Origin of the sequence: Haemophilus haemolyticus, from assembly GCF_001008275.1 — a bacterium.
GTDB lineage: Bacteria > Pseudomonadota > Gammaproteobacteria > Enterobacterales > Pasteurellaceae > Haemophilus > Haemophilus haemolyticus_P.
In genome coordinates this window covers 62,001-83,428 of record NZ_LCTH01000057.1, presented here as the reverse complement: position 1 = coordinate 83,428, position 21,428 = coordinate 62,001, and the positions used below count along the sequence as shown (strand labels likewise).

The following is a 21,428-nucleotide window of genomic DNA, read 5'->3' as shown; positions in this document are numbered from 1 at the left end:
ATAATCAAATGGCATTATAACTCAGAAAAATTATGATCTAGATCATAAATTTATAAAAATATTAACATTTTTTTTACATTTTAGTAATGGGTAGGTAAAGAATGGATTGGGTGATTAAACAAACGATTAACTTTTTTAAAAGAAATAAAAGTACAGAAAATTCAACCGCACTTTTACAATCAAAAGAAGATTTTTTAGCTGTCGAAATGCCAGTTTCATTAGTTTATAACGGTATTTCTCATGCGGTGATGATGTGTTCACCGAAAGATTTAGAGGTATTTGCTCTGGGGTTTTCTCTCACAGAAGGCATTATTGAAAAACCTTTGGATATTTACGGTATCGATGTTGTGGAAGTTTGCAATGGTATTGAAGTGCAAATTGAACTGTCTAGCCGAAAATTTATGGCATTAAAAGAGCATCGTCGTAATCTTACAGGACGTACGGGGTGTGGCATTTGTGGCACGGAGCAGCTTAATCAAGTATATAAAAACTTTCCAAAATTAGACCGCACTTTTAAGTTTGATTTGAATTTACTAGATGGCTGTTTGTCAGATCTTCATAAAAATCAACTACTAGGTCAGCAAACAGGTTCGACTCATGCTTGTGGTTTTTTTGATTTAGAAGGTAATATGCTTGCTATTTTTGAAGATGTAGGTCGTCATGTGGCGCTTGATAAATTACTTGGCTGGCATGCAAAATCAGGCAAGCCTAATGGAATTATTGTTGCTTCGAGTCGAGCAAGTTATGAAATGGTTCAAAAAACTATTTCTTGTGGGGTTGAAATGTTAGTGACGATTTCTGGGGCAACTGATCTTGCTGTGAAAATGGCTGAAGCACATAATTTGACTTTGATTGGTTTTGCAAGAGAAGGTAAAGGGAATATCTATAGTGGAGATGAACGAATTAATAGTTGATATCTGAAGTAACTTCATACATACGAGACATTTTTTCTATTTATTTGTAATCCAACTCGCTAGTGCGATAAAAATAGCAAAGATACAAAACCAAATTAAGTGGAGTTTTGTACTTTTACGATTGATTTCAGCATTATGCAGTCGACGCGTTTCTAATTGTTGTTTATAAATTTCTAAATCTGCTTTTTTGAAAGAAAAACCACAATTAGGGCAGTTTTCTGCATTTTCACTAATCTTTTTTCTGCATTCAGGGCATCGAGTTAAGGCCATCTGTTTCTCTATAATTATAAAATTACTTATTTATTAGTATTCTAATAGAATTCTTCAGTTTTACAAATGTGATGCAAGTCACAAATCCATAAAAATTCTTAAATTCAATTTTTGATTTTAAACAATTTGAAATAGAATACCGCGGCTTGTTTAGGGCATCTACTAAATACTTTCTTTTATCTTTTGAGGAGCCTTTCTATGTTATGGTTTTTCTTTTGTGTAGCCATCTTGATTCTTGGTTACTTTGTTTATGGAAAAATTATCGAAAAAATCTTTGTGATTAATCCACAACGTCAGACCCCTGCTTATCAGGTAAATGATGGCGTGGATTATATGCCAATGTCAAAAACCAAAATTTGGTTAATTCAATTATTAAACATTGCTGGAACTGGTCCTATTTTTGGTCCAATTCTTGGTGCGTTATACGGACCAGTGGCAATGCTTTGGATTGTAATCGGTTGTATTTTTGCCGGTGCAGTACATGACTATTTCTGTGGTATGTTGAGTATCCGTCATGGCGGTGCAACTATGCCACATTTAGCTGGTAAATTCTTAGGTCGTCCTGTAAAAGTATTTATTAACACATTAGCACTTGTACTTTTATTATTAGTTGGTGTTGTGTTTGTATCAAGCCCAGCTCAATTAATGGGTACGATTACCATGGATTTATTGGGCGCATCTCAAGGCGCGTTACAATTAGGTGATGCTGAGGCTGTTCATCATGCAGTTGAAGCGGGCGGTATCAAAGTATGGGGAATGGATAAAGCAACGGTTGTTGCAATTTGGACGATTATTATCTTTGCTTACTATATTCTTGCGACTTTATTACCGATCGACAAAATTATCGGTCGAATCTATCCGCTCTTTGGCGCATTATTGCTATTTATGTCTGTGGGTATGGTGTATGGCTTAGTTTCTGCACACTTTAGTGCTGTTGATCCTATTGAGTTCTTCCGTACTATCAATGCAGATGGTCAAGGTTTAACTTTAGAGAAATTCACGCAAAACTTCCAAGTGAAGGGTGATGTTCCAATTTGGCCATTATTGTTCTTAACTATTTCTTGTGGTGCATTATCGGGTTTCCATGCAACTCAAACTCCTTTAATGGCGCGTTGTGCTGAAAATGAAAAAGAAGGTCGTTTTATCTTTTACGGTGCAATGATTGCTGAAGGTGTAATTGCGTTAATCTGGTGTATGGTTGGTCTTGCATTCTATGAAAACCCACAAGCATTACAAGATGCAATTACAGCGGGTTCACCATCTAAAGTTGTATATGACAGTTCATTACACTTCTTAGGCTTTATCGGTGGTATTTTTGCTGTGTTAGGTGTAGTGGTTTTACCTATTACTTCTGGCGATACCGCATTCCGTGCAGCTCGTTTACAATTAGCGGAAATTTTCCATATCGACCAACGTTCATTACCTAAACGTTTATTAATTGCTGTACCACTATTCGTATTAGGCTATTTCGTTTCAACCATTGACTTTAGCGTATTATGGCGTTATTTCACTTGGGCAAACCAAATGACAGCAATGGTAATGTTATGGACTGCAGCAGCATACTTATATCGCTACCATAAATTCCACTGGGTTGCGTCTATTCCGGCTTGGTTTATTACAACAGTATGTGCAACTTACTTGTTCTACAACAAAATCGGTTTCGGTTTAGATTATCAACTTTCAGTTTATCTTGGTTTTGCAACAACAATTGTTTGTATCGTATTATTCTTCGCTATGCTTAAGCCATTAGGCGAGCGTGATGAAGAAGCGTATGTGAATAATTAATCAAGATAATTTGGTTTAAAAAAAGCTGTTTGAGATATTGTCTCAAACGGCTTTTTATTTTGATAAAAAATAGGGTTATTTCAGGGATAATCGCTTGCAACTTAAGCAAACAAATTATAAACTTACGCAGATGTGGAGAAAAGTGGTGTTTTGTGGAGATTTTTAGAAAAATTTCTCAAAATAAGTTTAATTTTGAAGGCGTAATATGTTTCGTGGTGCAACAGCGGTTAATTTAGATTCTAAGGGACGCGTAGCGATCCCAACCCGCTATCGCTCTGAAATTCTTGAAAAGAACCAAGGGCAAATGGTTTGTACTGTAGATATTCGCCAACCATGTCTTTTACTTTATCCCCTTGATGAATGGGAAAAAATCGAACAAAAACTTCTCGCACTTTCTAACTTTGATCCTACCCAGCGCCGTTTGCAACGAGTAATGCTTGGCCATGCCACTGAGTGTGAGATGGATGCTCAGGGCCGTATTTTGCTTAGTGGACCATTACGTCAACATGCAAAATTAGAAAAAGGTTTAATGTTGGTAGGGCAACTTAATAAATTTGAAATTTGGAGTGCTGTAGAATGGCATGCCCAAATTGAAGAAGATATGGAAATTGGTTCAAGTGCAGACTTTGCATCTGAGGCTTTGAAAGATTTCTCATTATAGAAAATGATTCACCGTTTTTTACTTTTATATTGTATTTATGGATACCGAAAATTCCTTTTCTTCACCTGAACATGTCACAGTTTTACTTCACGAAGCCGTGAATGGCTTGGCATTGAAGGAAAATGGAATTTATATTGACGGAACTTTTGGCCGTGGTGGTCATTCTCGCTTAATCCTTTCTAAATTATCCTCAAATGGTCGTCTCATTGGAATTGACCGTGATCCCAGAGCCATTGCTGAAGCTCAAAAAATTCAAGATTCACGTTTTCAGATTGAACACAACAGCTTTTCCCATATTCCTGAAATTTGTGAAAAATTAAATTTGGTTGGCAAAATTGACGGCATTTTACTTGATCTTGGCGTGTCATCCCCACAGCTTGATGAAGCTGAACGTGGATTTAGTTTTATGAAAGATGGCCCGCTTGATATGCGTATGGACACGACTCAAGGTTTATCAGCGGAAGAATGGTTAAAACAAGTATCGGTTGAGGATTTAACTTGGGTTTTGAAAACTTTTGGCGAAGAGCGTTTCGCTAAACGTATTGCCACCGCTATTGTTGATTACAACAAAAGTGCGGCTAAAAATGGCACTGAATTTTTATCGCGTACTAGTCAATTAGCTGAGCTTATTTCACAAGCGGTACCTTTCAAAGATAAACATAAACATCCTGCGACTCGCAGTTTCCAAGCTATTCGTATTTTCATCAATGCAGAATTAGATGAATTAGAAAGTGTACTCAATTCTGCTTTAGACATGTTAGCGCCAGAAGGGCGTTTATCAATTATTAGTTTCCATTCATTAGAAGATAGAATGGTAAAGCATTTTATGAAAAAACAAAGTAAAGGTGAGGATATCCCTAAAGGTTTACCACTACGAGAAGACCAAATTCAACGTAATCAAAAATTAAAAACTATTGGTAAAGCAATTCAACCAAGTGATGCAGAAATTCAAGCAAATCCTCGTTCAAGAAGTGCGGTATTGCGTGTAGCGGAGAGAATTTAGTGATGTCTGAAAATAATAAACCTCGTTATCCGTTACAGCAGATTTTGGTCGAAGATCTATTTTCTTCAAATAAATTAATTGTGTTGTTATTGGTTGCGATTTTGATTTCATCAATGAGCGTGATTTGGGTTACTCATCAGACTCGTCGATTAATTTCTGAAAATGGTCAATTGGTTTTACAGCGCCAAGCACTGGAAAGTGAATATCGAAATTTGCAAGTACAAGAAGCAACAGAAGGAGACAGTACTAGAGTAGAGTCTATTGCTGTTGGCACCTTAAAAATGAAAGCATTATCCCCAGAACAAGAAGTTGAAATTAGAGAATAATAGGTAGCAAAGATGGTTAAGTTCAATTCTTCTCGTAAATCAGGTAAAGCAAAAAAAACAATTAGAAAATTGACCGCACCTGAAGCCGTGAAACATAACAAACCGAAAATTGTATTTGAGAAATGTTTTATGCGTGTTCGTTATTGGGTTTCTGCTTTTTTTATTTTGGCCGGTTTATGTGCTTTAGTCGCTCGTGCTGCTTATGTACAGTCTGTTGATTCAAGCACTTTATCTGGAGAGGCTGATAAACGTTCTTTGCGTAAAGATGAAGTGTTATCTGTACGTGGTTCAATTTTAGATCGTAATGGTCAGCTTTTATCTGTTAGTGTACCGATGAATGCGGTGGTTGCAGATCCGAAAACCATGTTAAAAGAAAATGCACTTTCTGATAAAGAACGGGTTACTGCGTTGGCACAAGAATTGGGTATGAGCGAAAATGATTTGGTGAAAAAAATCGAGAAGAATTCCAAATCAGGTTATTTGTATTTGGCCCGTCAAGTAGAATCTAACAAAGCAGATTATATTCGTAAACTTAAGATTAAAGGTATTAATTTAGAAACTGAGCATCGTCGTTTTTATCCTCGCGTAGAAGAAGCTGCGCATGTGGTGGGTTATACCGATATTGATGGAAACGGTATTGAGGGCATTGAGAAAAGCTTTAACTCCATGCTTGTGGGTAAGGATGGTTCACGTACTGTCCGTAAAGATAAACGGGGAAACATCGTTGAACATATTGCGGATGAGAAAAAATATGATGCGCAAGATGTTACCTTGAGTATCGATGAAAAATTACAATCCATGGTATATCGTGAGATTAAAAAGGCGGTGTCTGATAATAATGCCGAGTCTGGTACTGCGGTGTTAGTTGATGTTAGAACTGGTGAAGTGTTGGCTATGGCTACTGCACCATCTTACAATCCAAACAACCGTGTCGGTGTGAAATCAGAATTAATGCGTAACCGTGCAATCACCGATACGTTTGAGCCAGGTTCTACTGTAAAACCTTTCGTAGTTTTAACCGCACTTCAACGTGGAGTAGTGCGCCGTGATGAAATCATCAACACGGGATCATTCACTGTGAGTGGCAAAGAAATTGTGGACGTTGCACCTCGTGCACAACAAACTTTAGATGAGATTTTAATCAATTCGAGTAACCGTGGTGTGAGTCGCCTTGCATTACGTATGCCACCTAGTGCATTGATGGAAACTTATCAAAATGCAGGTTTAAGTAAACCAACAGATTTAGGCTTGATCGGTGAACAAGTTGGGATTTTGAACGCAAACCGTAAACGCTGGGCTGATATTGAACGTGCAACAGTCGCTTATGGTTATGGTATTACTGCGACACCTTTACAAATTGCTCGAGCCTATGCAACCCTTGGTAGTTTTGGTGTTTATCGCCCACTTTCTATCACTAAAGTCGATCCGCCAGTCATTGGAAAACGCGTTTTCTCTGAAAAAATAACTAAAGATATAGTAGGGATTTTAGAGAAAGTAGCAATTAAAAATAAACGCGCAATGGTGGAAGGCTATCGTGTTGGCGTGAAAACGGGGACAGCGCGTAAGATTGAAAATGGACATTATGTAAATAAATATGTGGCATTTACTGCGGGTATTGCACCGATTAGTGACCCTCGTTATGCATTAGTGATTTTGATTAATGATCCAAAAGCCGGTGAATATTATGGTGGTGCAGTTTCTGCGCCAGTATTCTCTAGCATTATGGGTTATGCTTTGCGTGTAAATGCCATTCCACAAGATGCTGAACCTGTTGAAAAAATAGCAACGAAAAGCGCAAAACGTATCGTATATGTTGGTGATCACAAGAATCAAAAAGTGAATTAAGGAAAAATTATGAAAAAACTCACCGCACTTTTTAATTTGCCTGAATTAAAGAATGATATAGAACTCCATAATATGGTGTTGGATAGCCGTAAGGTTAAAGCGGGAGATCTTTTTGTGGCGATAAAAGGTCATCAGGTCGATGGAAATCAATTTATTGATCCTGCTATTGATTCTGGTGCGAGTGCGGTGGTTTCTGAGACAGAATTATCTAGCGAGCATTTAACAGTAACGTTTATTCGGAATGTACCAGTAGTAAAGTTTTATCAACTTGCACGCCATCTTTCGTCTTTGGCGGATATTTTCTATGATTCACCTTCTAAAAAATTAACGCTTGTTGGCGTAACAGGGACAAATGGCAAAACCACTATTTCTCAATTATTAGCGCAATGGGCTGAATTATTAGGTCATCGTGCGGCAGTGATGGGAACCATTGGTAATGGCCTTTTAGGTCAAGTTGTAGAAGCTAAAAATACAACTGGCTCAGCTGTGGAAATTCAATCATCACTTTTCAGTTTTAAGCAAGCTGGCGCTGATTTTGCCTCTATTGAAGTTTCGTCGCATGGTTTGGCACAACATCGCGTGGAGTCATTGCATTTTAAAGCAGCAATTTTTACGAACTTAACGCGTGATCATCTAGATTATCACCAGACCATGGAAAATTATGCTTCCGCAAAAAAACGCTTATTTACCGAATTAGATACGCAAATTAAAGTGATTAATGCTGATGATAAGATTGGAAGCCAATGGTTAAGTGAATTACCTGATGCTATTGCGGTAAGTACGAGCACTGACTTCCAATCAAACTCACATCAATGGATGAAGGCAACAAATATCCACTATCACGCTAAAGGTGCTGATATTACTTTTGAATCTAGCTGGGGTAATGGCGTATTGCATAGTCCGTTAATCGGCGCTTTCAATGTAAGCAATTTGTTATTAGTGATGACTACGTTATTATCATTTGGTTACCCATTGGAAAATTTACTCGCTACGGCGAAATCTTTGAAAGGAGTATGTGGAAGAATGGAAATGATTCAATATCCAAATAAACCAACAGTTATTGTAGATTATGCGCATACACCTGATGCACTAGAAAAAGCCTTGATGGCAGCGCGTGAACATTGCCAAGGTGAGTTATGGTGTATTTTTGGCTGTGGTGGAGACCGCGATAGAGGCAAACGTCCATTAATGGCACAAGTCGCAGAGCAGTTTGCTGAAAAGGTTATTGTGACGAAAGATAATCCTCGAACAGAATCACAAAGCCAAATTGAATCAGATATTGTCGCCGGCTTTAAAAATATGGATAAAGTAGGCATTATTCCTGATAGAGAACAAGCTATCCAATTTGCAATTGAAAGTACTATTGAAAATGATGTGATTTTAATTGCGGGTAAAGGTCATGAGCATTATCAAATTATTGGTAATGAAGTGATTTCATTTTCTGATCAAGATGTAGCACATGATTTTTTAAAGTAAAATAATAACAATTAAATTATGATTAAACTCTCTACTGAACAGCTAGCACAGATTCTTCAAGCTAAATTAATTGGCGATAAAAATGTGCAAGTTGAAGAAATTAATACGGATACCCGAAAAAGTGTATCAAATAGTTTATTTTTTGCTTTGAAGGGCGAAAAGTTTGATGCTCACCAATATCTTGAACAAGCGGTAGCACAAGGTGCGGTAGCTGTTGTTGTTCAGCAAGAAAATTTTTCCATTTCTGTTCCACAATTGTTGGTTAAGGATACCCGTATTGCCTTGGGTGAACTTGCAAAATGGTTACGCGAGAAAATCAATCCGCGTACTGTCGCGATGACAGGGTCTTCTGGTAAAACCACGGTAAAAGAAATGACGGCGAGTATTTTGCAACATACTGCTGGTGATTCAGACGCGGTACTTTTTACCAATGGCAATTTTAATAACGATATTGGTGTTCCTTTAACCCTTCTTCGCTTAACAGAAAAACATCGTTTCGCAGTGATCGAACTTGGTGCCAATCATCAAGGTGAAATTGATTACACCACAAAATTAGCTCAACCTGATGCAGCATTGATTAATAATATTGCGCCCGCGCATTTAGAAGGCTTTGGTTCTTTAGAGGGCGTAGCACAAGCTAAAGGTGAAATTTATCGTGGTTTAACATCGAATGGTGTGGCGATTATTAACGCAGAACATAATCATTTAAATGTTTGGCAAAAAGAAATCGGTGAACATGAAATTCAATATTTCAACGGTAAAGATTATTCTGCAAAAAATATTCATCATACTGATCAAGGTTCTACTTTTACACTTATTTCCCCACAAGGTGAAATTGAGATTAGCTTGCCTTACCTTGGTGCGCATAATATAAAAAATGCCTTGGCAGCTACCGCACTTGCGATGAATGTTGGCGCCACTCTTACAGATGTAAAAGCTGGATTAGAACAACGTTCTCAAGTGAAAGGGCGTTTATTCCCCATTCAAGTAATGCCTAATTTAGTGTTATTAGATGATACTTATAATGCGAATAAAGATTCTCTCTGTGCTGCCATTGATGTTTTAAAAAGTTATGATGCTTTCCGTATTTTGTGTGTTGGTGATATGAAAGAGTTAGGCGAAAACTCTCTCGCTATTCACCATGAAGTAGGACAACATGCCAACTCGGCAAATTTAGATTTAGTTTGTTCTTATGGCAACGAAAGCGCGGTTATTTCTGAGGCTGTTTCGGGTAAGCATTTTACTGATAAGGTGGAGATGGTTGATTTTCTTGTGCCATTGATTGAAACCCAATTACAACAAAATAAAAAAGTCGTGGTGCTAGGAAAAGGCTCGCGCTCAATGAAAATGGAAGATGTGATCTATTCATTAAAGGATAAAATTAAATGTTAGTCTGGCTTGCTGAATATCTTGTTCGTTATGAAACCGCGTTTAATGCGATTTCTTATATTACCGTCCGTGCAATTCTTGCATTATTAACCGCACTTTTTATCTCACTTTGGATTGGACCAAAAGTGATCAAACGTTTACAGATCTTAAAATTTGGCCAAGAAGTGCGAAATGATGGTCCTGAAAGTCACTTTGCAAAAAAAGGCACACCTACTATGGGTGGTGTGATGATTTTATTCTCTATTGGCGTAAGTACGTTATTATGGGCAAATCTCGCGAATCCTTATATCTGGGTTTGCTTATTTGTATTATTTGGGTACGGTGCAATTGGTTTTGTGGATGATTTCCGCAAAATTACTCGTAAAAACACGGATGGTTTGATTGCTCGTTGGAAATATTTCTGGATGTCTGTTGTGGCATTAGTGGCAATCCTTTGGCTTTATTGGCTTGGCCACGACACTGATGCAACCCGTTTAGTGATTCCATTCTTTAAAGACATTATGCCTCAATTAGGTTTGTTTTATATTGTGTTGTCTTACTTTGTGATTGTTGGAACGGGTAATGCGGTGAATTTAACAGATGGTTTGGATGGATTGGCAATTATGCCAACAGCGCTTGTCGCAGGTGCATTTGCGTTAATTGCATGGGCAACGGGTAATGTGAATTTTGCAGAATACTTGCACATCCCATACATTAAATATAGTTCTGAAGTGGTTGTATTTTGTACAGCTATTGTTGGTGCAGGGTTAGGATTCTTATGGTTCAATACTTATCCAGCACAAGTCTTTATGGGCGATGTAGGTTCCCTTGCATTAGGCGGAGCGCTAGGTGTAGTGGCGATCCTAGTTCGTCAGGAATTTTTGCTTGTGATAATGGGCGGGGTATTTGTTGTTGAAGCGCTCTCTGTTATTTTGCAAGTGGGATCTTATAAGTTACGCAAACAACGCATTTTTAGAATGGCACCGATTCACCACCATTTTGAATTAAAGGGATGGCCAGAGCCAAGAGTGATTATTCGGTTTTGGATTATTTCCTTAATGTTAGTGTTGATGGGATTGGTCACCTTGAAGTTGCGTTAATAAATATAGTTAGGCTCGCTCTTTCAGTTTTTGAAAGGGCGACCTTTTTTACGTTAGTAAAAGAATTTTATATTTCCATCAATAATATAATTTTAAAATTTACAGCAATTAAGAAGAAAGAAAATGAACGCCTATCAAAACAAAAATATTACTATCATAGGGCTTGGTAAAACAGGTCTTTCTTGCGTGGATTATCTCTTATCCCAACAGGCTAATATTCGTGTGATTGACACCCGAAAAAATCCTACTGGTGTTGATAAACTTCCTCAAAATATCCCTCTTCATACTGGTAGTTTAAATCAGGAATGGTTACTTGAAAGCGATATGATTGTTATCAGCCCAGGGCTTGCGGTAAAAACACCTGAAATTCAAACCGCACTTAAAGCCGGCGTAGAAGTAATCGGTGATATTGAATTATTCTGCCGAGCGGCGACGAAGCCAATTGTCGGGATTACCGGTTCAAATGGAAAGAGTACCGTGACTACTTTAGTTTATGAAATGGCGAAAGCTGCTGGCGTGAAAGTTGGTATGGGTGGAAATATTGGGATTCCTGCTTTGTCATTGTTGAATGAAGATTGTGAACTTTATGTATTAGAGCTGTCTAGTTTTCAACTTGAAACAACTTACAGCTTAAAAGCTGCGGCTGCAACTGTCTTGAACGTGACTGAAGATCATATGGATCGCTATGTGGATTTAGAAGATTATCGTCAAGCAAAATTACGCATTTATCATAATGCTGAGGTCGGCGTTTTAAATAATGAGGATAAGCTGACTTTTGGTGACGGTGAAAATCAAGCGAAACAAACCGTTTCTTTTGCGGAAAATACAGCAGATTATTGGCTAAAAACGGAAAACGGCAAGCAATACTTAATGGCAAAAGATGAAGTAATTTTGCCTTGTGAAGAAGCAACATTAGTCGGTCGTCATAATTATATGAACATTTTGGCGGCAACGGCATTGGCACAAGCTGTCGGTATTAATTTAGATTCAATTCGTACCGCACTTCGTCATTTCAAAGGGTTAGATCATCGTTTTCAATTAGCGCATCAAGCTAATGGCATTCGTTGGATTAATGACTCTAAAGCAACAAATGTAGGGAGTACAGTTGCCGCATTAGCAGGCCTTTATGTTGAAGGCAAATTGCATTTGTTGTTAGGTGGTGATGGAAAAGGAGCTGATTTTTCAGAATTAGCTGAATTAATTAATCAACCAAACATTATTTGTTATTGTTTTGGTCGAGATGGTACACAACTCGCTAAGCTTTCATCGCAAAGTTATTTGTTCGGTACAATGGAGCAAGCGATAGAATTTTTACGCCCAACATTGCAAAGCGGAGATATGGTATTATTGTCGCCAGCTTGTGCAAGCCTCGATCAGTTTGCCTCTTTTGAAAAGCGCGGTGAAGAATTTACCCGTTTAGCTCAATATTCAGCCTAATTTAGTCATTAATAAAAATAAGATGGAATTTTTACAGAACATCAAAAAAAATTACGATGAATGGACACGCATCACACCGCAAGGTTTGTTGTATGATCGTGCGCTATTTTGGTTATTTGTTATTTTGCTTTTAATTGGTTTAGTGGCAGTAACATCTGCATCTATTCCTTATAGCTCTCGTTTATTTAATGATCCTTTTTACTTTGCAAAACGTGATGCTTTTTATGTATTTCTTTCTTTAGCGACTTGCTATGTCATGTTGTATATTCCAACTGAAAAGTTGGAAAAATGGAATGTAAATATTTTCTGGGCAGCAGTGGCTTTATTGATAGCCGTATTATTTATCGGTACATCAGTAAATGGTGCTAAGCGTTGGATTTCATTGGGTATTTTGAATTTTCAGCCAGCTGAATTTGCGAAGCTGGCACTGACTTGTTTCTTGGCTAGCTATTTTACTCGTCGTTATGATGAGGTAAGAGGTAGAAAATTTAGTGCGATAAAACCCTTTATTGTGATGGGCGTAATGGGGATGTTCCTATTAGTTCAGCCTGATATGGGAAGTACAGTTGTACTGTTTGTTATTACTTTCGGTATGCTATTTATCGTTGGTGCGCACTTTTTCCAATTTATTTTGCTTGGTGCAACAGGTGTAATTCTTGGTGCCTGGTTAATCATCTCTGCTTCTTATCGTTTAAAACGTTTCACCGGTTTTTTAGATCCATTTAAAGACCCTTATGGTACAGGCTTCCAATTAACGAATTCTCTTATGGCATTTGGTCGTGGTGAAATAACGGGTGAAGGGTTAGGTAATTCAATTCAAAAACTAGATTATTTACCTGAAGCGCATACTGACTTTATTATGGCGATTATTGGTGAAGAGTTTGGTTTTATAGGCATTTTAATTGTTGTTATTTTGCTCGGTTTGCTTGTGTTTAGAGCGTTGAAGATCGGAAAAGAATCTTTAATGTTAGAACAACGTTTTAGAGGATTTTTAGCGTTAGGTATTGGCTTTTGGATTTTCTTCCAAGGCTTTGTTAATTTAGGCATGGCACTTGGAATGTTACCGACTAAAGGTTTAACCTTTCCACTCGTGAGTTATGGTGGCTCGAGTATTATCATTATGTCAGCGACTATTGGCATTTTATTACGTATTGATCACGAAAACCGTTTACTTCGCGCAGGCCAAGCACGCCTACGCGATGATTAGAGATAAAGAAGATGAAAAATAAAAAATTATTAGTGATGGCTGGTGGAACCGGCGGTCATGTTTTTCCAGCGATAGCTGTTGCCCAATTTTTACAAAAACAAGGATGGGATATTTGCTGGTTAGGTACCAAAGATCGAATGGAGGCTCACCTTGTACCAAAACATGGAATCCCAATTAGATTTATCCAAATTTCGGGTTTGCGTGGTAAAGGTATAAAAGCTTTATTAAGTGCTCCTTTTGCGATTTTCCGTGCTGTGTTGCAGGCAAAAAAAATTATTCAAGAAGAAAAGCCTGACGCTGTACTTGGAATGGGTGGGTATGTTTCAGGTCCAGGCGGTATTGCTGCAAAACTTTGTAGTGTACCGATAATTTTGCATGAACAAAATGCGATAGCGGGTTTAACGAATAAATGGTTAGCTAAAATTGCTACTCGCATATTGCAAGCATTTCCAACTGCTTTTCCTAATGCGGAAGTTGTTGGTAATCCAGTTCGAGAAGATTTATTTAAGATGCCATATCCAACGCTTCGTTTTGCTGAACGTGAGGAAAAATTACGTGTTTTAGTGGTCGGTGGTAGCCAAGGCGCGAGAGTGCTTAATCATACTTTACCTAAAGTAGTAGTCCAGCTTGCAGATAAATTAGATGTTCGTCATCAAGTAGGTAAAGGTGCGGTAGAAGAAGTTACCCAACTTTATGGTGAGAATTCAGAACAAGTTAAAATAACAGAATTTATTGATGATATGGCTGAGGCTTATGCCTGGGCCGATGTGATAATTTGCCGCTCTGGCGCATTAACTGTATGTGAAATTGCGGCAGTTGGCGCTGCAGCTATTTTTGTACCTTTCCAACATAAAGATCGTCAACAATATTTGAATGCGAAATATTTATCGGATGTTGGCGCGGCGAAAATTATAGAACAGGCAGATTTAACGCCTGAAATTCTGGTGAATTATTTAAAAAACTTTACTCGTGAAAATTTATTACAAATGGCTGAGAAAGCGAAAGCGATGTCGACGCCTCTCTCTGCACAGCGAGTTGCTGAAGTTATTATAGAAAACTCAAACTAATTGATATTCCAAAGAATAAGAAAAATATTGCGATTTTCAACCGCACTTTTAGAATAGGCACCAATATTTTGCCAATGTGTCAAAAAGGAAAAATAAATGAAACATTCCCACGAAGAAATTAGAAAAATTATCCCTGAAATGCGTCGAGTACAACAAATTCATTTTATTGGAATTGGTGGCGCGGGAATGAGTGGTATTGCTGAGATTTTATTGAATGAAGGCTATCAAATCTCTGGATCAGATATTGCTGATGGCTTAGTAACTCAACGTTTAACTCAAGCTGGAGCAAAAATCTACATCGACCATGCAGAAGAACATATTGAAGGTGCCAGTGTTGTTGTCGTATCCAGTGCGATAAAAGATGATAACCCTGAATTAGTTGCAGCGAAACAAAAACGTATCCCCGTGATTCAACGAGCACAAATGTTGGCTGAAATCATGCGTTTCCGTCATGGTATTGCTGTTGCAGGAACTCACGGGAAGACGACGACAACTGCTATGATTTCCATGATTTACACCCAAGCAAAACTCGATCCAACGTTCGTTAATGGTGGTTTGGTGAAATCTGCAGGTAAAAATGCACATTTAGGTGCTAGTCGTTATTTAATTGCAGAGGCAGATGAAAGTGACGCCTCGTTTTTACATTTGCAGCCAATGGTATCTGTTGTGACTAACATGGAACCAGACCATATGGATACCTACGAAGGTGATTTCGAAAAAATGAAAGCCACCTATGTGAAATTCCTGCATAATTTGCCATTCTATGGTTTAGCAGTGATGTGTGCAGATGATCCAGTATTAATGGAACTTGTGCCAAAAGTTGGTCGCCAAGTGATTACATATGGTTTTAGTGAACATGCAGATTATCGCATTGAGGATTATGAACAAACAGGTTTTCAAGGTCATTACACAGTGATTTGCCCAAATAATGAACGTATAAATGTGTTGTTAAATGTGCCAGGAAAACATAATGCGTTAAATGCAACGGCTGCACTTGCTGTAGCAAAAGAAGAGGGTATTGGCAATGAGGCTATTTTAGAAGCCCTTGCTGATTTCCAAGGTGCAGGTCGTCGTTTTGATCAGTTAGGTGAGTTTATTCGTCCAAATGGTAAAGTTCGTTTAGTTGATGATTATGGTCATCACCCAACAGAAGTGGGCGTAACGATTAAAGCTGCACGGGAAGGATGGGGAGATAAACGTATTGTGATGATTTTCCAACCTCATCGTTATTCTCGTACTCGTGATTTATTTGATGATTTTGTACAAGTGCTTTCGCAAGTGGACGCATTAATTATGCTTGATGTATACGCAGCGGGAGAAACGCCGATTGTTGGAGCTGATAGTAAATCTCTTTGTCGCTCCATTAGAAATTTAGGAAAAATCGATCCAATCTTGGTTTCTGACACATCACAATTAGGCGACGTTCTTGATCAAATTATTCAAGATGGCGATTTGATTTTGGCACAAGGTGCGGGTAGCGTAAGTAAAATCTCTCGTGGCTTAGCTCAATCTTGGAAAAATTAAGACTTTTATAAACAGATTTTAGAAATTTGAGATGGCCTTATCTATTAACTAAGGCCATCAGAATAAGATATATAAGTAGGATAAAATGAATTTAAAACAAGAAAAAATTGCAGTGTTATTAGGCGGAACATCCGCTGAGCGTGAAGTTTCTCTCAATTCAGGTAAAGCCGTATTAGAGGCTTTATTAAACCAAGGTTATGATGCTCATCCTATTGATCCTAAAGAATATAATGTTGCTAATCTTAAAAAGGATGGTTTTCATCGAGTGTTTAATATTTTGCATGGCCGAGGTGGTGAAGATGGCACAATGCAAGGTTTATTAGAGCAAATTGGTTTACCTTACACTGGTTGTGGAGTGATGGCTTCAGCATTAACTATGGATAAAATGCGTACAAAAATGTTGTGGAAAGCATTTGGATTACCTGTAGCAGATATGGAAGTAGTAACCCGAGAAACCTTTGCTGAATTAGATGCTCAGGCTGTAGTGGAAAAACTAGGTTTACCATTAATGGTGAAACCTTCTTTAGAAGGCTCTAGTGTTGGATTAACTAAAGTTAAAGCTGTGGATGAGCTAAAAAGTGCAGTGGAATATGCCCTTAAATTTGATAATACGATTCTGATTGAAGAATGGTTAGCTGGCGATGAATTAACTGTGCCTGTATTGGATAGCCAGGTGCTTCCAGCTATTCGTATTGTTCCTGAAGGTGAGTTCTATGATTACAATGCGAAATATATTTCTGATAATACTCAATATTTCTGTCCTGCTGGCTTAACGTCTGAGCGCGAGCAAGAGTTAGCTATATTAGTAAAACGTGCTTATGATGCAGTAGGATGTCGCGGTTGGAGCCGTATTGATGTCATGTGCGATGCGAAAGGTGATTTTCGTTTAGTTGAAGTGAATACGAATCCAGGAATGACGAGCCACAGTTTATTCCCAAAATCGGCTGCAAGCGTGGGTATTTCTTTTGAACAGCTTGTTGTGAAAATTTTGGAGCTAAGTGTGTAATGAACATTCTGAAAAGGAAAACTCCACAGAATATTCGTTTTGGTGAACAAAAGCCTAAATATTATTTTCATATTCGGGCTTTCTTGGCTTTGCTTGGTATACTTTTGGCTCTTGGTATCTATTTTAATTGGAAAACTCTGCTAGAGAAAATGGATGATAAGCCTATTAGTGGTTTTGCATTGGCTGGACAAAAGGTTTTTACAACGGATGCCGATATTAAGGAAAGCTTATTGAAAATGGGCGCTCTTAAAGGCTTTTGGGGGCAAGATGTTGAGCCAATTCAAGCGCAAATAGAAGCTTTACCTTGGGTTAAAAGCTCAATTGTGCGAAAAATATGGCCAAATCGTTTAAGTATTTGGATTACTGAATATCAACCAGTGGCATTTTGGAATCAGAATCAATTTGTTACTCAGGATGGCGTTGTATTCCAACTTCCAATTGAACGATTAAAAGAAAATACTTTGCCTTATTTAGGTGGGCCTGATTATCAAAGTTTAAAAGTATTGGATGCATGGAATCAGATTTATGCGGATTTTAAATCAAAAAATTTAATTGCAAAAGGTATGAATATTGATGAACGCGGTGCATGGCAAGTAACACTTGATAATGACATTGTGTTAAAGTTAGGTCGTGGAGAATGGAGATCTAAGCTTGAACGATTTGTTACGATTTATCCCCAAATTGATGTTCCAGAAAATAAAAAAATAGATTATGTAGATTTACGATATGCGGCAGGCGCTGCAGTGGGTATGGCTGATAAATAAAAATTAGGTGCGAAAATGGTTAAAGGTGTGGAAGCTAAAACAATTGTAGGATTAGAAGTCGGTACGTCAAAAGTTGTTGCCGTAGTGGGTGAGGTATTTCCTGATGGCGTAGTGAATGTGTTAGGTGTTGGTAGTTGCCCATCTAAAGGGATTGATCGTGGCAGTATCACCGATCTTGAAGCTGTCGTAAATTCTATTCAAAGAGCCATTGAAGCAGCGGAATCTATGGCTGATTGTCAGATTATGAGTGTCACTTTGGCAATTACTGGTGAACATATTCAAAGTTTAAATGAAAGTGGTTTTGTGCCAATTTCAGATGGTGAAGTAACACAAGATGAAATTGATTCCGCACTGCATACAGCGAGCTCCATCAAGTTGCCTGAAGGCTTATCCTTATTGCATGTGATTCCACAAGAATATGCAGTGGATCGCCAGTTGAATATTAAAAATCCATTGGGTTTGCAAGGTGTCCGTTTAAAAGCACAAGTACATTTAATCGCCTGTCATCAAGATTGGCAAAACAACCTGAAAAAAGCGGTTGAGCGCTGTGGTTTACAAGTGGATAAAGTGGTTTTCTCCGGTTTTGCAGCAACGCATTCAGTATTAACCGAAGATGAAAAAGATCTTGGTGTTTGCTTGATTGATTTCGGTGCAGGCACAATGAATGTGATGGTTTATACAAACGGTGCATTACGTTTTAGCAAGGTGATTCCTTATGCAGGAAATATTGTGACTAACGATATTGCCCACGCTTGTACTATTTCGCGTGCAGAAGCTGAAAGAATTAAAGTTAATTATGCAAGTGCATTTTATCCAGCTCGTTTGCATGGTGATAAAAAAATTGAAGTTGCAAGTATTGGTGGGCGAGCACCTAGTTCATTAACAAAGAGTGATTTATCCTTAATTACATCTGCTCGCTACACGGAACTTCTAGGTGTTGTGAAAGACGAATTAGATAAATTAAAGGCTGAATTGGAAACAAAACATGTGAAGTTTGAGCTTATTGCTGGCGTAGTTATTACTGGCGGTGGGGCGCAAATAGAAGATTTGAAAGAATGTGCATCTGACGTATTTAATTGCCAAGTACGTATTGGTAGCCCGCTTAATATTACTGGATTGACTGATTACGTGAATCGTCCTCAATATTCAACAGTGGTCGGCTTATTGCAGTATAACCATAGTAACAGTGATGATGATTTGATTTCAGGAAATGATGAAACTGATGAAGGAATACTAAAACCAATTTTGAATGGAATTAAAAAAATTGTGAATAAAGTGCGGTCAGAATTTTGATTATTTTGATTTTTCATCTACAATAGAGAGAATTTAGGTTTTATATTGAGCCAGCTTATCTGGCCTTAACGGAGAACATCGATGTTATACCCAGAGTACCCTGAGTACGATAATTTTAATGAGTCCGGCGCACTGATCAAAGTCGTAGGTGTTGGTGGCGGTGGCGGTAATGCTGTAAATCATATGGTTATGAGTATGGTTAAGCAAGAAATGGGTGGGACTTATTTAGGTGAAAGCTCATTAACTTCAGAAGAGCATGGTCGTATTATTTTTTACGCTGTAAATACAGACGCTCAAGCATTACGTAAAAGCCAAGTTCAACAAACCGTACAAATTGGTGGAGAAACTACCAAAGGTTTAGGTGCTGGGGCAAACCCAAATGTTGGTCGTAAGGCTGCGGAAGATGATCAGGAAGAAATTCGCAAAATGCTTGAAGGTGCGGATATGGTCTTTATTGCAGCAGGTATGGGCGGTGGTACTGGTACTGGTGCTGCGCCTGTTGTCGCAAAAATTGCTAAAGAATTGGGCATTTTAACTGTTGCTGTTGTGACCAAACCATTTGCTTTTGAAGGCAAAAAGCGTATGCAATTTGCAGAGCTTGGTATCAAAGATTTAGCTCAGTATGTTGATTCGATGATTATTATTCCTAATCAACAAATTCAAAAAGTTCTCCCTAAAAATGCTAAATTAATTGATGCTTTTGCTGCAGCAAATGATGTGTTACGTAATTCAGTTATGGGCATTTCGGATATGATTACATCGCCAGGTCTAATCAATGTGGACTTTGCCGATGTAAGAACGGTTATGTCTGAAATGGGACAAGCGATGATTGGTTTCGGTTCTGCTATTGGTGCTGCAGGTGAGGGGCGAGCAGAAGAAGCCGCTCGTATTGCAGTACGTAATGATTTATTGGAAAAAATCGATCTTTCTAATGCTAAAGGTATTTTGGTAAATATCACAGCTGGTATGGATCTTTCTTTTGAAGAGTTTAATATCGTTGGTGAAACTGTCGGTAGCTTTGCTTCAGAAGATGCAACAGTGGTTATTGGTACGAGTTTAGTGCCTGAGATGAGTGATGAAATTCGAGTGACTATTGTGGCAACAGGATTAGGGGAAATCGCCCCAACTGAGTCTGTTCAAGTATTGCGTCCTTCTCGTCCAGTTGAGCCAGAAGGTACAGGCCGCGTAAATATTGTGCCTGATATACATACTCGTGAGCCAGTAGAAACTCAAAAAACTCCAGCAGAAGAATATCATCGTCCGTTGGATAAACCTATTACAGATCGTTTAGAAGCATTTAAGAAAAATAGTTTCTTTAATCCTGCGCAACGTGAAGAAAATTAATTTAATTGGTTTTGAGAAATACCTGGAATATTAAGGTAGTAGAATGATTAAACAAAGAACATTAAAACAAAGTATTAAAGTAACAGGTGTTGGTTTGCATAGCGGTAAGAAAGTGACTTTAACGTTACGTCCAGCTATGCCAAACACTGGTGTTGTTTACTATCGTACAGATTTAAATCCTGCAGTGGCATTCCCTGCTGATCCTAATTCCGTACGTGATACAATGCTTTGCACTGCACTAATTAATGAGCAAGGTGTACGCATTTCTACCGTTGAACATTTGAATGCAGCATTATCTGGCCTTGGTATTGATAATATCATTATTGAGGTTGATGCCCCTGAGATTCCTATTATGGATGGTAGCGCGAGTCCATTTATCTATTTGTTGTTAGATGCAGGAATTGAAGAACAAAATGCACCTAAGAAATTTATTCGTATTAAAGAATATATTCGAGTTGAAGATGGTGATAAATGGGCTGAATTTAAACCTTACAATGGCTTCCGTTTAGATTTCACTATTGATTTTGATCATCCTGCCATTGGCAAAAATGTTCGTAATTATGTTATGGATTTCTCTGCTCAAGCATTTGTTCATCAAATTAGTCGAGCAAGAACATTTGGTTTCATGAAAGATATAGAATATCTTCAATCTCAAGGTTTAGCATTAGGTGGTAGCCTTGATAATGCTATTGTTCTTGATGATTATAGAATTTTAAATGAAGATGGCTTACGCTTTAAAGATGAACTTGTTCGTCATAAAATGTTAGATGCAATTGGCGATCTTTATATGGCTGGTTATAATATTATTGGTGATTTTAAAGCTTATAAGTCTGGTCATGGTTTAAATAACAAGTTACTACGTGCTGTATTAGCAAATCAAGAAGCATGGGAGTTTGTAACTTTCGAAGATAAAGAACAAGTACCACAAGGGTATGTTGCGCCTGTTCAAGTATTTATCTAATCATTTTATTTTTGAAAAAGCTATATTTCTGCTAAGAAGTATAGCTTTTTTATTTTCATCGCACTTTAAAATGACTA

The 21,428-nt window shown here is 37.9% G+C and carries 19 protein-coding genes; 18 read left to right on the top strand and 1 reads right to left on the bottom strand.

Going from position 1 to position 21,428, the window contains the following annotated elements:
• Positions 1–101: 101 nt before the first annotated feature.
• Positions 102–914 carry a formate dehydrogenase accessory sulfurtransferase FdhD gene (gene fdhD / locus AAX15_RS08400; RefSeq protein ID WP_046940034.1) on the top strand — a complete coding sequence of 271 codons (813 nt, stop codon included), beginning with the start codon at positions 102–104 and terminating at the stop codon, positions 912–914.
• 36 nt (positions 915–950) lie between these two features.
• On the opposite strand, the gene AAX15_RS08395 is transcribed toward fdhD, so the two are convergent.
• Positions 951–1,184 carry a zinc ribbon domain-containing protein gene (locus AAX15_RS08395; RefSeq protein WP_046940033.1) on the bottom strand — a complete coding sequence of 78 codons (234 nt, stop codon included), beginning with the start codon at positions 1,182–1,184 and terminating at the stop codon, positions 951–953.
• Positions 1,185–1,382: 198 nt separating this feature from the next.
• Between AAX15_RS08395 and AAX15_RS08390 the strand changes: the two genes are divergently transcribed.
• The 17 genes from AAX15_RS08390 to lpxC all read left to right on the top strand — a co-directional run bounded on the left by AAX15_RS08390 (position 1,383) and on the right by lpxC (position 21,351).
• Positions 1,383–2,969: a carbon starvation CstA family protein gene (locus AAX15_RS08390; RefSeq protein WP_005637648.1), complete on the top strand. Its 1,587-nt coding sequence runs from the start codon at positions 1,383–1,385 to the stop codon at positions 2,967–2,969.
• Between the two features lie 205 nt (positions 2,970–3,174).
• Positions 3,175–3,630 (top strand): division/cell wall cluster transcriptional repressor MraZ, encoded by a 456-nt coding sequence (gene mraZ, locus AAX15_RS08385; RefSeq protein ID WP_005628276.1) that lies wholly within the window; start codon positions 3,175–3,177, stop codon positions 3,628–3,630.
• 37 nt (positions 3,631–3,667) lie between these two features.
• A complete protein-coding gene (rsmH, locus tag AAX15_RS08380) occupies positions 3,668–4,633 on the top strand; it encodes a 16S rRNA (cytosine(1402)-N(4))-methyltransferase RsmH (protein WP_005637650.1) in 966 nt (321 codons plus the stop codon).
• Positions 4,634–4,635: 2 nt separating this feature from the next.
• Positions 4,636–4,959, top strand: a complete 324-nt coding sequence (ftsL, locus tag AAX15_RS08375) for a cell division protein FtsL (protein WP_005637653.1) — start codon at positions 4,636–4,638, stop codon at positions 4,957–4,959.
• Positions 4,960–4,971: 12 nt separating this feature from the next.
• Positions 4,972–6,804, top strand: coding sequence for a penicillin-binding transpeptidase domain-containing protein (locus AAX15_RS08370; RefSeq protein WP_046940032.1), 1,833 nt, complete (start codon positions 4,972–4,974; stop codon positions 6,802–6,804).
• A 9-nt stretch (positions 6,805–6,813) separates the two neighbouring features.
• On the top strand, positions 6,814–8,280 hold the full coding sequence (gene murE / locus AAX15_RS08365; protein WP_005637657.1) for a UDP-N-acetylmuramoyl-L-alanyl-D-glutamate--2,6-diaminopimelate ligase: 1,467 nt from the start codon (positions 6,814–6,816) through the stop codon (positions 8,278–8,280).
• 18 nt (positions 8,281–8,298) lie between these two features.
• Positions 8,299–9,672, top strand: a complete 1,374-nt coding sequence (gene murF, locus AAX15_RS08360) for a UDP-N-acetylmuramoyl-tripeptide--D-alanyl-D-alanine ligase (protein ID WP_046940031.1) — start codon at positions 8,299–8,301, stop codon at positions 9,670–9,672.
• Positions 9,666–10,748 (top strand): phospho-N-acetylmuramoyl-pentapeptide-transferase, encoded by a 1,083-nt coding sequence (mraY, locus tag AAX15_RS08355; RefSeq protein ID WP_005630348.1) that lies wholly within the window; start codon positions 9,666–9,668, stop codon positions 10,746–10,748. The genes murF and mraY overlap by 7 nt, the downstream gene beginning before the upstream one ends.
• Before the next feature lie 123 nt (positions 10,749–10,871).
• Positions 10,872–12,185, top strand: a complete 1,314-nt coding sequence (murD, locus tag AAX15_RS08350) for a UDP-N-acetylmuramoyl-L-alanine--D-glutamate ligase (protein ID WP_046940030.1) — start codon at positions 10,872–10,874, stop codon at positions 12,183–12,185.
• A gap of 22 nt (positions 12,186–12,207) precedes the next feature.
• On the top strand, positions 12,208–13,392 hold the full coding sequence (ftsW, locus tag AAX15_RS08345; RefSeq protein WP_005637663.1) for a putative lipid II flippase FtsW: 1,185 nt from the start codon (positions 12,208–12,210) through the stop codon (positions 13,390–13,392).
• A gap of 11 nt (positions 13,393–13,403) precedes the next feature.
• A complete protein-coding gene (gene murG / locus AAX15_RS08340; RefSeq protein ID WP_046940029.1) occupies positions 13,404–14,459 on the top strand; it encodes an undecaprenyldiphospho-muramoylpentapeptide beta-N-acetylglucosaminyltransferase in 1,056 nt (351 codons plus the stop codon).
• 96 nt (positions 14,460–14,555) lie between these two features.
• Positions 14,556–15,983: a UDP-N-acetylmuramate--L-alanine ligase gene (gene murC / locus AAX15_RS08335; RefSeq protein WP_046940028.1), complete on the top strand. Its 1,428-nt coding sequence runs from the start codon at positions 14,556–14,558 to the stop codon at positions 15,981–15,983.
• Positions 15,984–16,068: 85 nt separating this feature from the next.
• The gene (locus AAX15_RS08330) at positions 16,069–16,989 is read left to right on the top strand and encodes a D-alanine--D-alanine ligase (protein WP_005637670.1); all 921 of its coding nucleotides are present in this window, start codon (positions 16,069–16,071) and stop codon (positions 16,987–16,989) included.
• Entirely contained in the window at positions 16,989–17,753 is a 765-nt protein-coding gene (locus AAX15_RS08325) for a cell division protein FtsQ/DivIB (protein WP_005637672.1), read from the top strand. The genes AAX15_RS08330 and AAX15_RS08325 overlap by 1 nt, the downstream gene beginning before the upstream one ends.
• A gap of 15 nt (positions 17,754–17,768) precedes the next feature.
• On the top strand, positions 17,769–19,046 hold the full coding sequence (gene ftsA / locus AAX15_RS08320) for a cell division protein FtsA (RefSeq protein WP_046940027.1): 1,278 nt from the start codon (positions 17,769–17,771) through the stop codon (positions 19,044–19,046).
• 81 nt (positions 19,047–19,127) lie between these two features.
• Positions 19,128–20,390 carry a cell division protein FtsZ gene (gene ftsZ, locus AAX15_RS08315; RefSeq protein ID WP_005637676.1) on the top strand — a complete coding sequence of 421 codons (1,263 nt, stop codon included), beginning with the start codon at positions 19,128–19,130 and terminating at the stop codon, positions 20,388–20,390.
• A gap of 43 nt (positions 20,391–20,433) precedes the next feature.
• Positions 20,434–21,351, top strand: coding sequence for a UDP-3-O-acyl-N-acetylglucosamine deacetylase (gene lpxC / locus AAX15_RS08310; RefSeq protein WP_005637678.1), 918 nt, complete (start codon positions 20,434–20,436; stop codon positions 21,349–21,351).
• The last annotated feature ends 77 nt before the right edge of the window (positions 21,352–21,428 follow it).

Excerpts from the sequence above, each read along its gene's own strand:
- ftsW (WP_005637663.1), top strand. The coding sequence starts at position 12,208 with ATGGAATTTTTACAGAACATCAAAAAAAATTACGATGAATGGACACGC.
- murF (WP_046940031.1), top strand. The coding sequence starts at position 8,299 with ATGATTAAACTCTCTACTGAACAGCTAGCACAGATTCTTCAAGCTAAA.
- AAX15_RS08330 (WP_005637670.1), top strand. The coding sequence starts at position 16,069 with ATGAATTTAAAACAAGAAAAAATTGCAGTGTTATTAGGCGGAACATCC.
- murE (WP_005637657.1), top strand. The coding sequence starts at position 6,814 with ATGAAAAAACTCACCGCACTTTTTAATTTGCCTGAATTAAAGAATGAT.
- AAX15_RS08390 (WP_005637648.1), top strand. The coding sequence starts at position 1,383 with ATGTTATGGTTTTTCTTTTGTGTAGCCATCTTGATTCTTGGTTACTTT.
- murC (WP_046940028.1), top strand. The coding sequence starts at position 14,556 with ATGAAACATTCCCACGAAGAAATTAGAAAAATTATCCCTGAAATGCGT.
- ftsL (WP_005637653.1), top strand. The coding sequence starts at position 4,636 with ATGTCTGAAAATAATAAACCTCGTTATCCGTTACAGCAGATTTTGGTC.
- ftsA (WP_046940027.1), top strand. The coding sequence starts at position 17,769 with ATGGTTAAAGGTGTGGAAGCTAAAACAATTGTAGGATTAGAAGTCGGT.
- AAX15_RS08370 (WP_046940032.1), top strand. The coding sequence starts at position 4,972 with ATGGTTAAGTTCAATTCTTCTCGTAAATCAGGTAAAGCAAAAAAAACA.
- mraY (WP_005630348.1), top strand. The coding sequence starts at position 9,666 with ATGTTAGTCTGGCTTGCTGAATATCTTGTTCGTTATGAAACCGCGTTT.
- ftsZ (WP_005637676.1), top strand. The coding sequence starts at position 19,128 with ATGTTATACCCAGAGTACCCTGAGTACGATAATTTTAATGAGTCCGGC.
- rsmH (WP_005637650.1), top strand. The coding sequence starts at position 3,668 with ATGGATACCGAAAATTCCTTTTCTTCACCTGAACATGTCACAGTTTTA.
- AAX15_RS08395 (WP_046940033.1), bottom strand. The coding sequence starts at position 1,184 with ATGGCCTTAACTCGATGCCCTGAATGCAGAAAAAAGATTAGTGAAAAT.
- murD (WP_046940030.1), top strand. The coding sequence starts at position 10,872 with ATGAACGCCTATCAAAACAAAAATATTACTATCATAGGGCTTGGTAAA.
- AAX15_RS08325 (WP_005637672.1), top strand. The coding sequence starts at position 16,989 with ATGAACATTCTGAAAAGGAAAACTCCACAGAATATTCGTTTTGGTGAA.
- murG (WP_046940029.1), top strand. The coding sequence starts at position 13,404 with ATGAAAAATAAAAAATTATTAGTGATGGCTGGTGGAACCGGCGGTCAT.
- fdhD (WP_046940034.1), top strand. The coding sequence starts at position 102 with ATGGATTGGGTGATTAAACAAACGATTAACTTTTTTAAAAGAAATAAA.
- lpxC (WP_005637678.1), top strand. The coding sequence starts at position 20,434 with ATGATTAAACAAAGAACATTAAAACAAAGTATTAAAGTAACAGGTGTT.
- mraZ (WP_005628276.1), top strand. The coding sequence starts at position 3,175 with ATGTTTCGTGGTGCAACAGCGGTTAATTTAGATTCTAAGGGACGCGTA.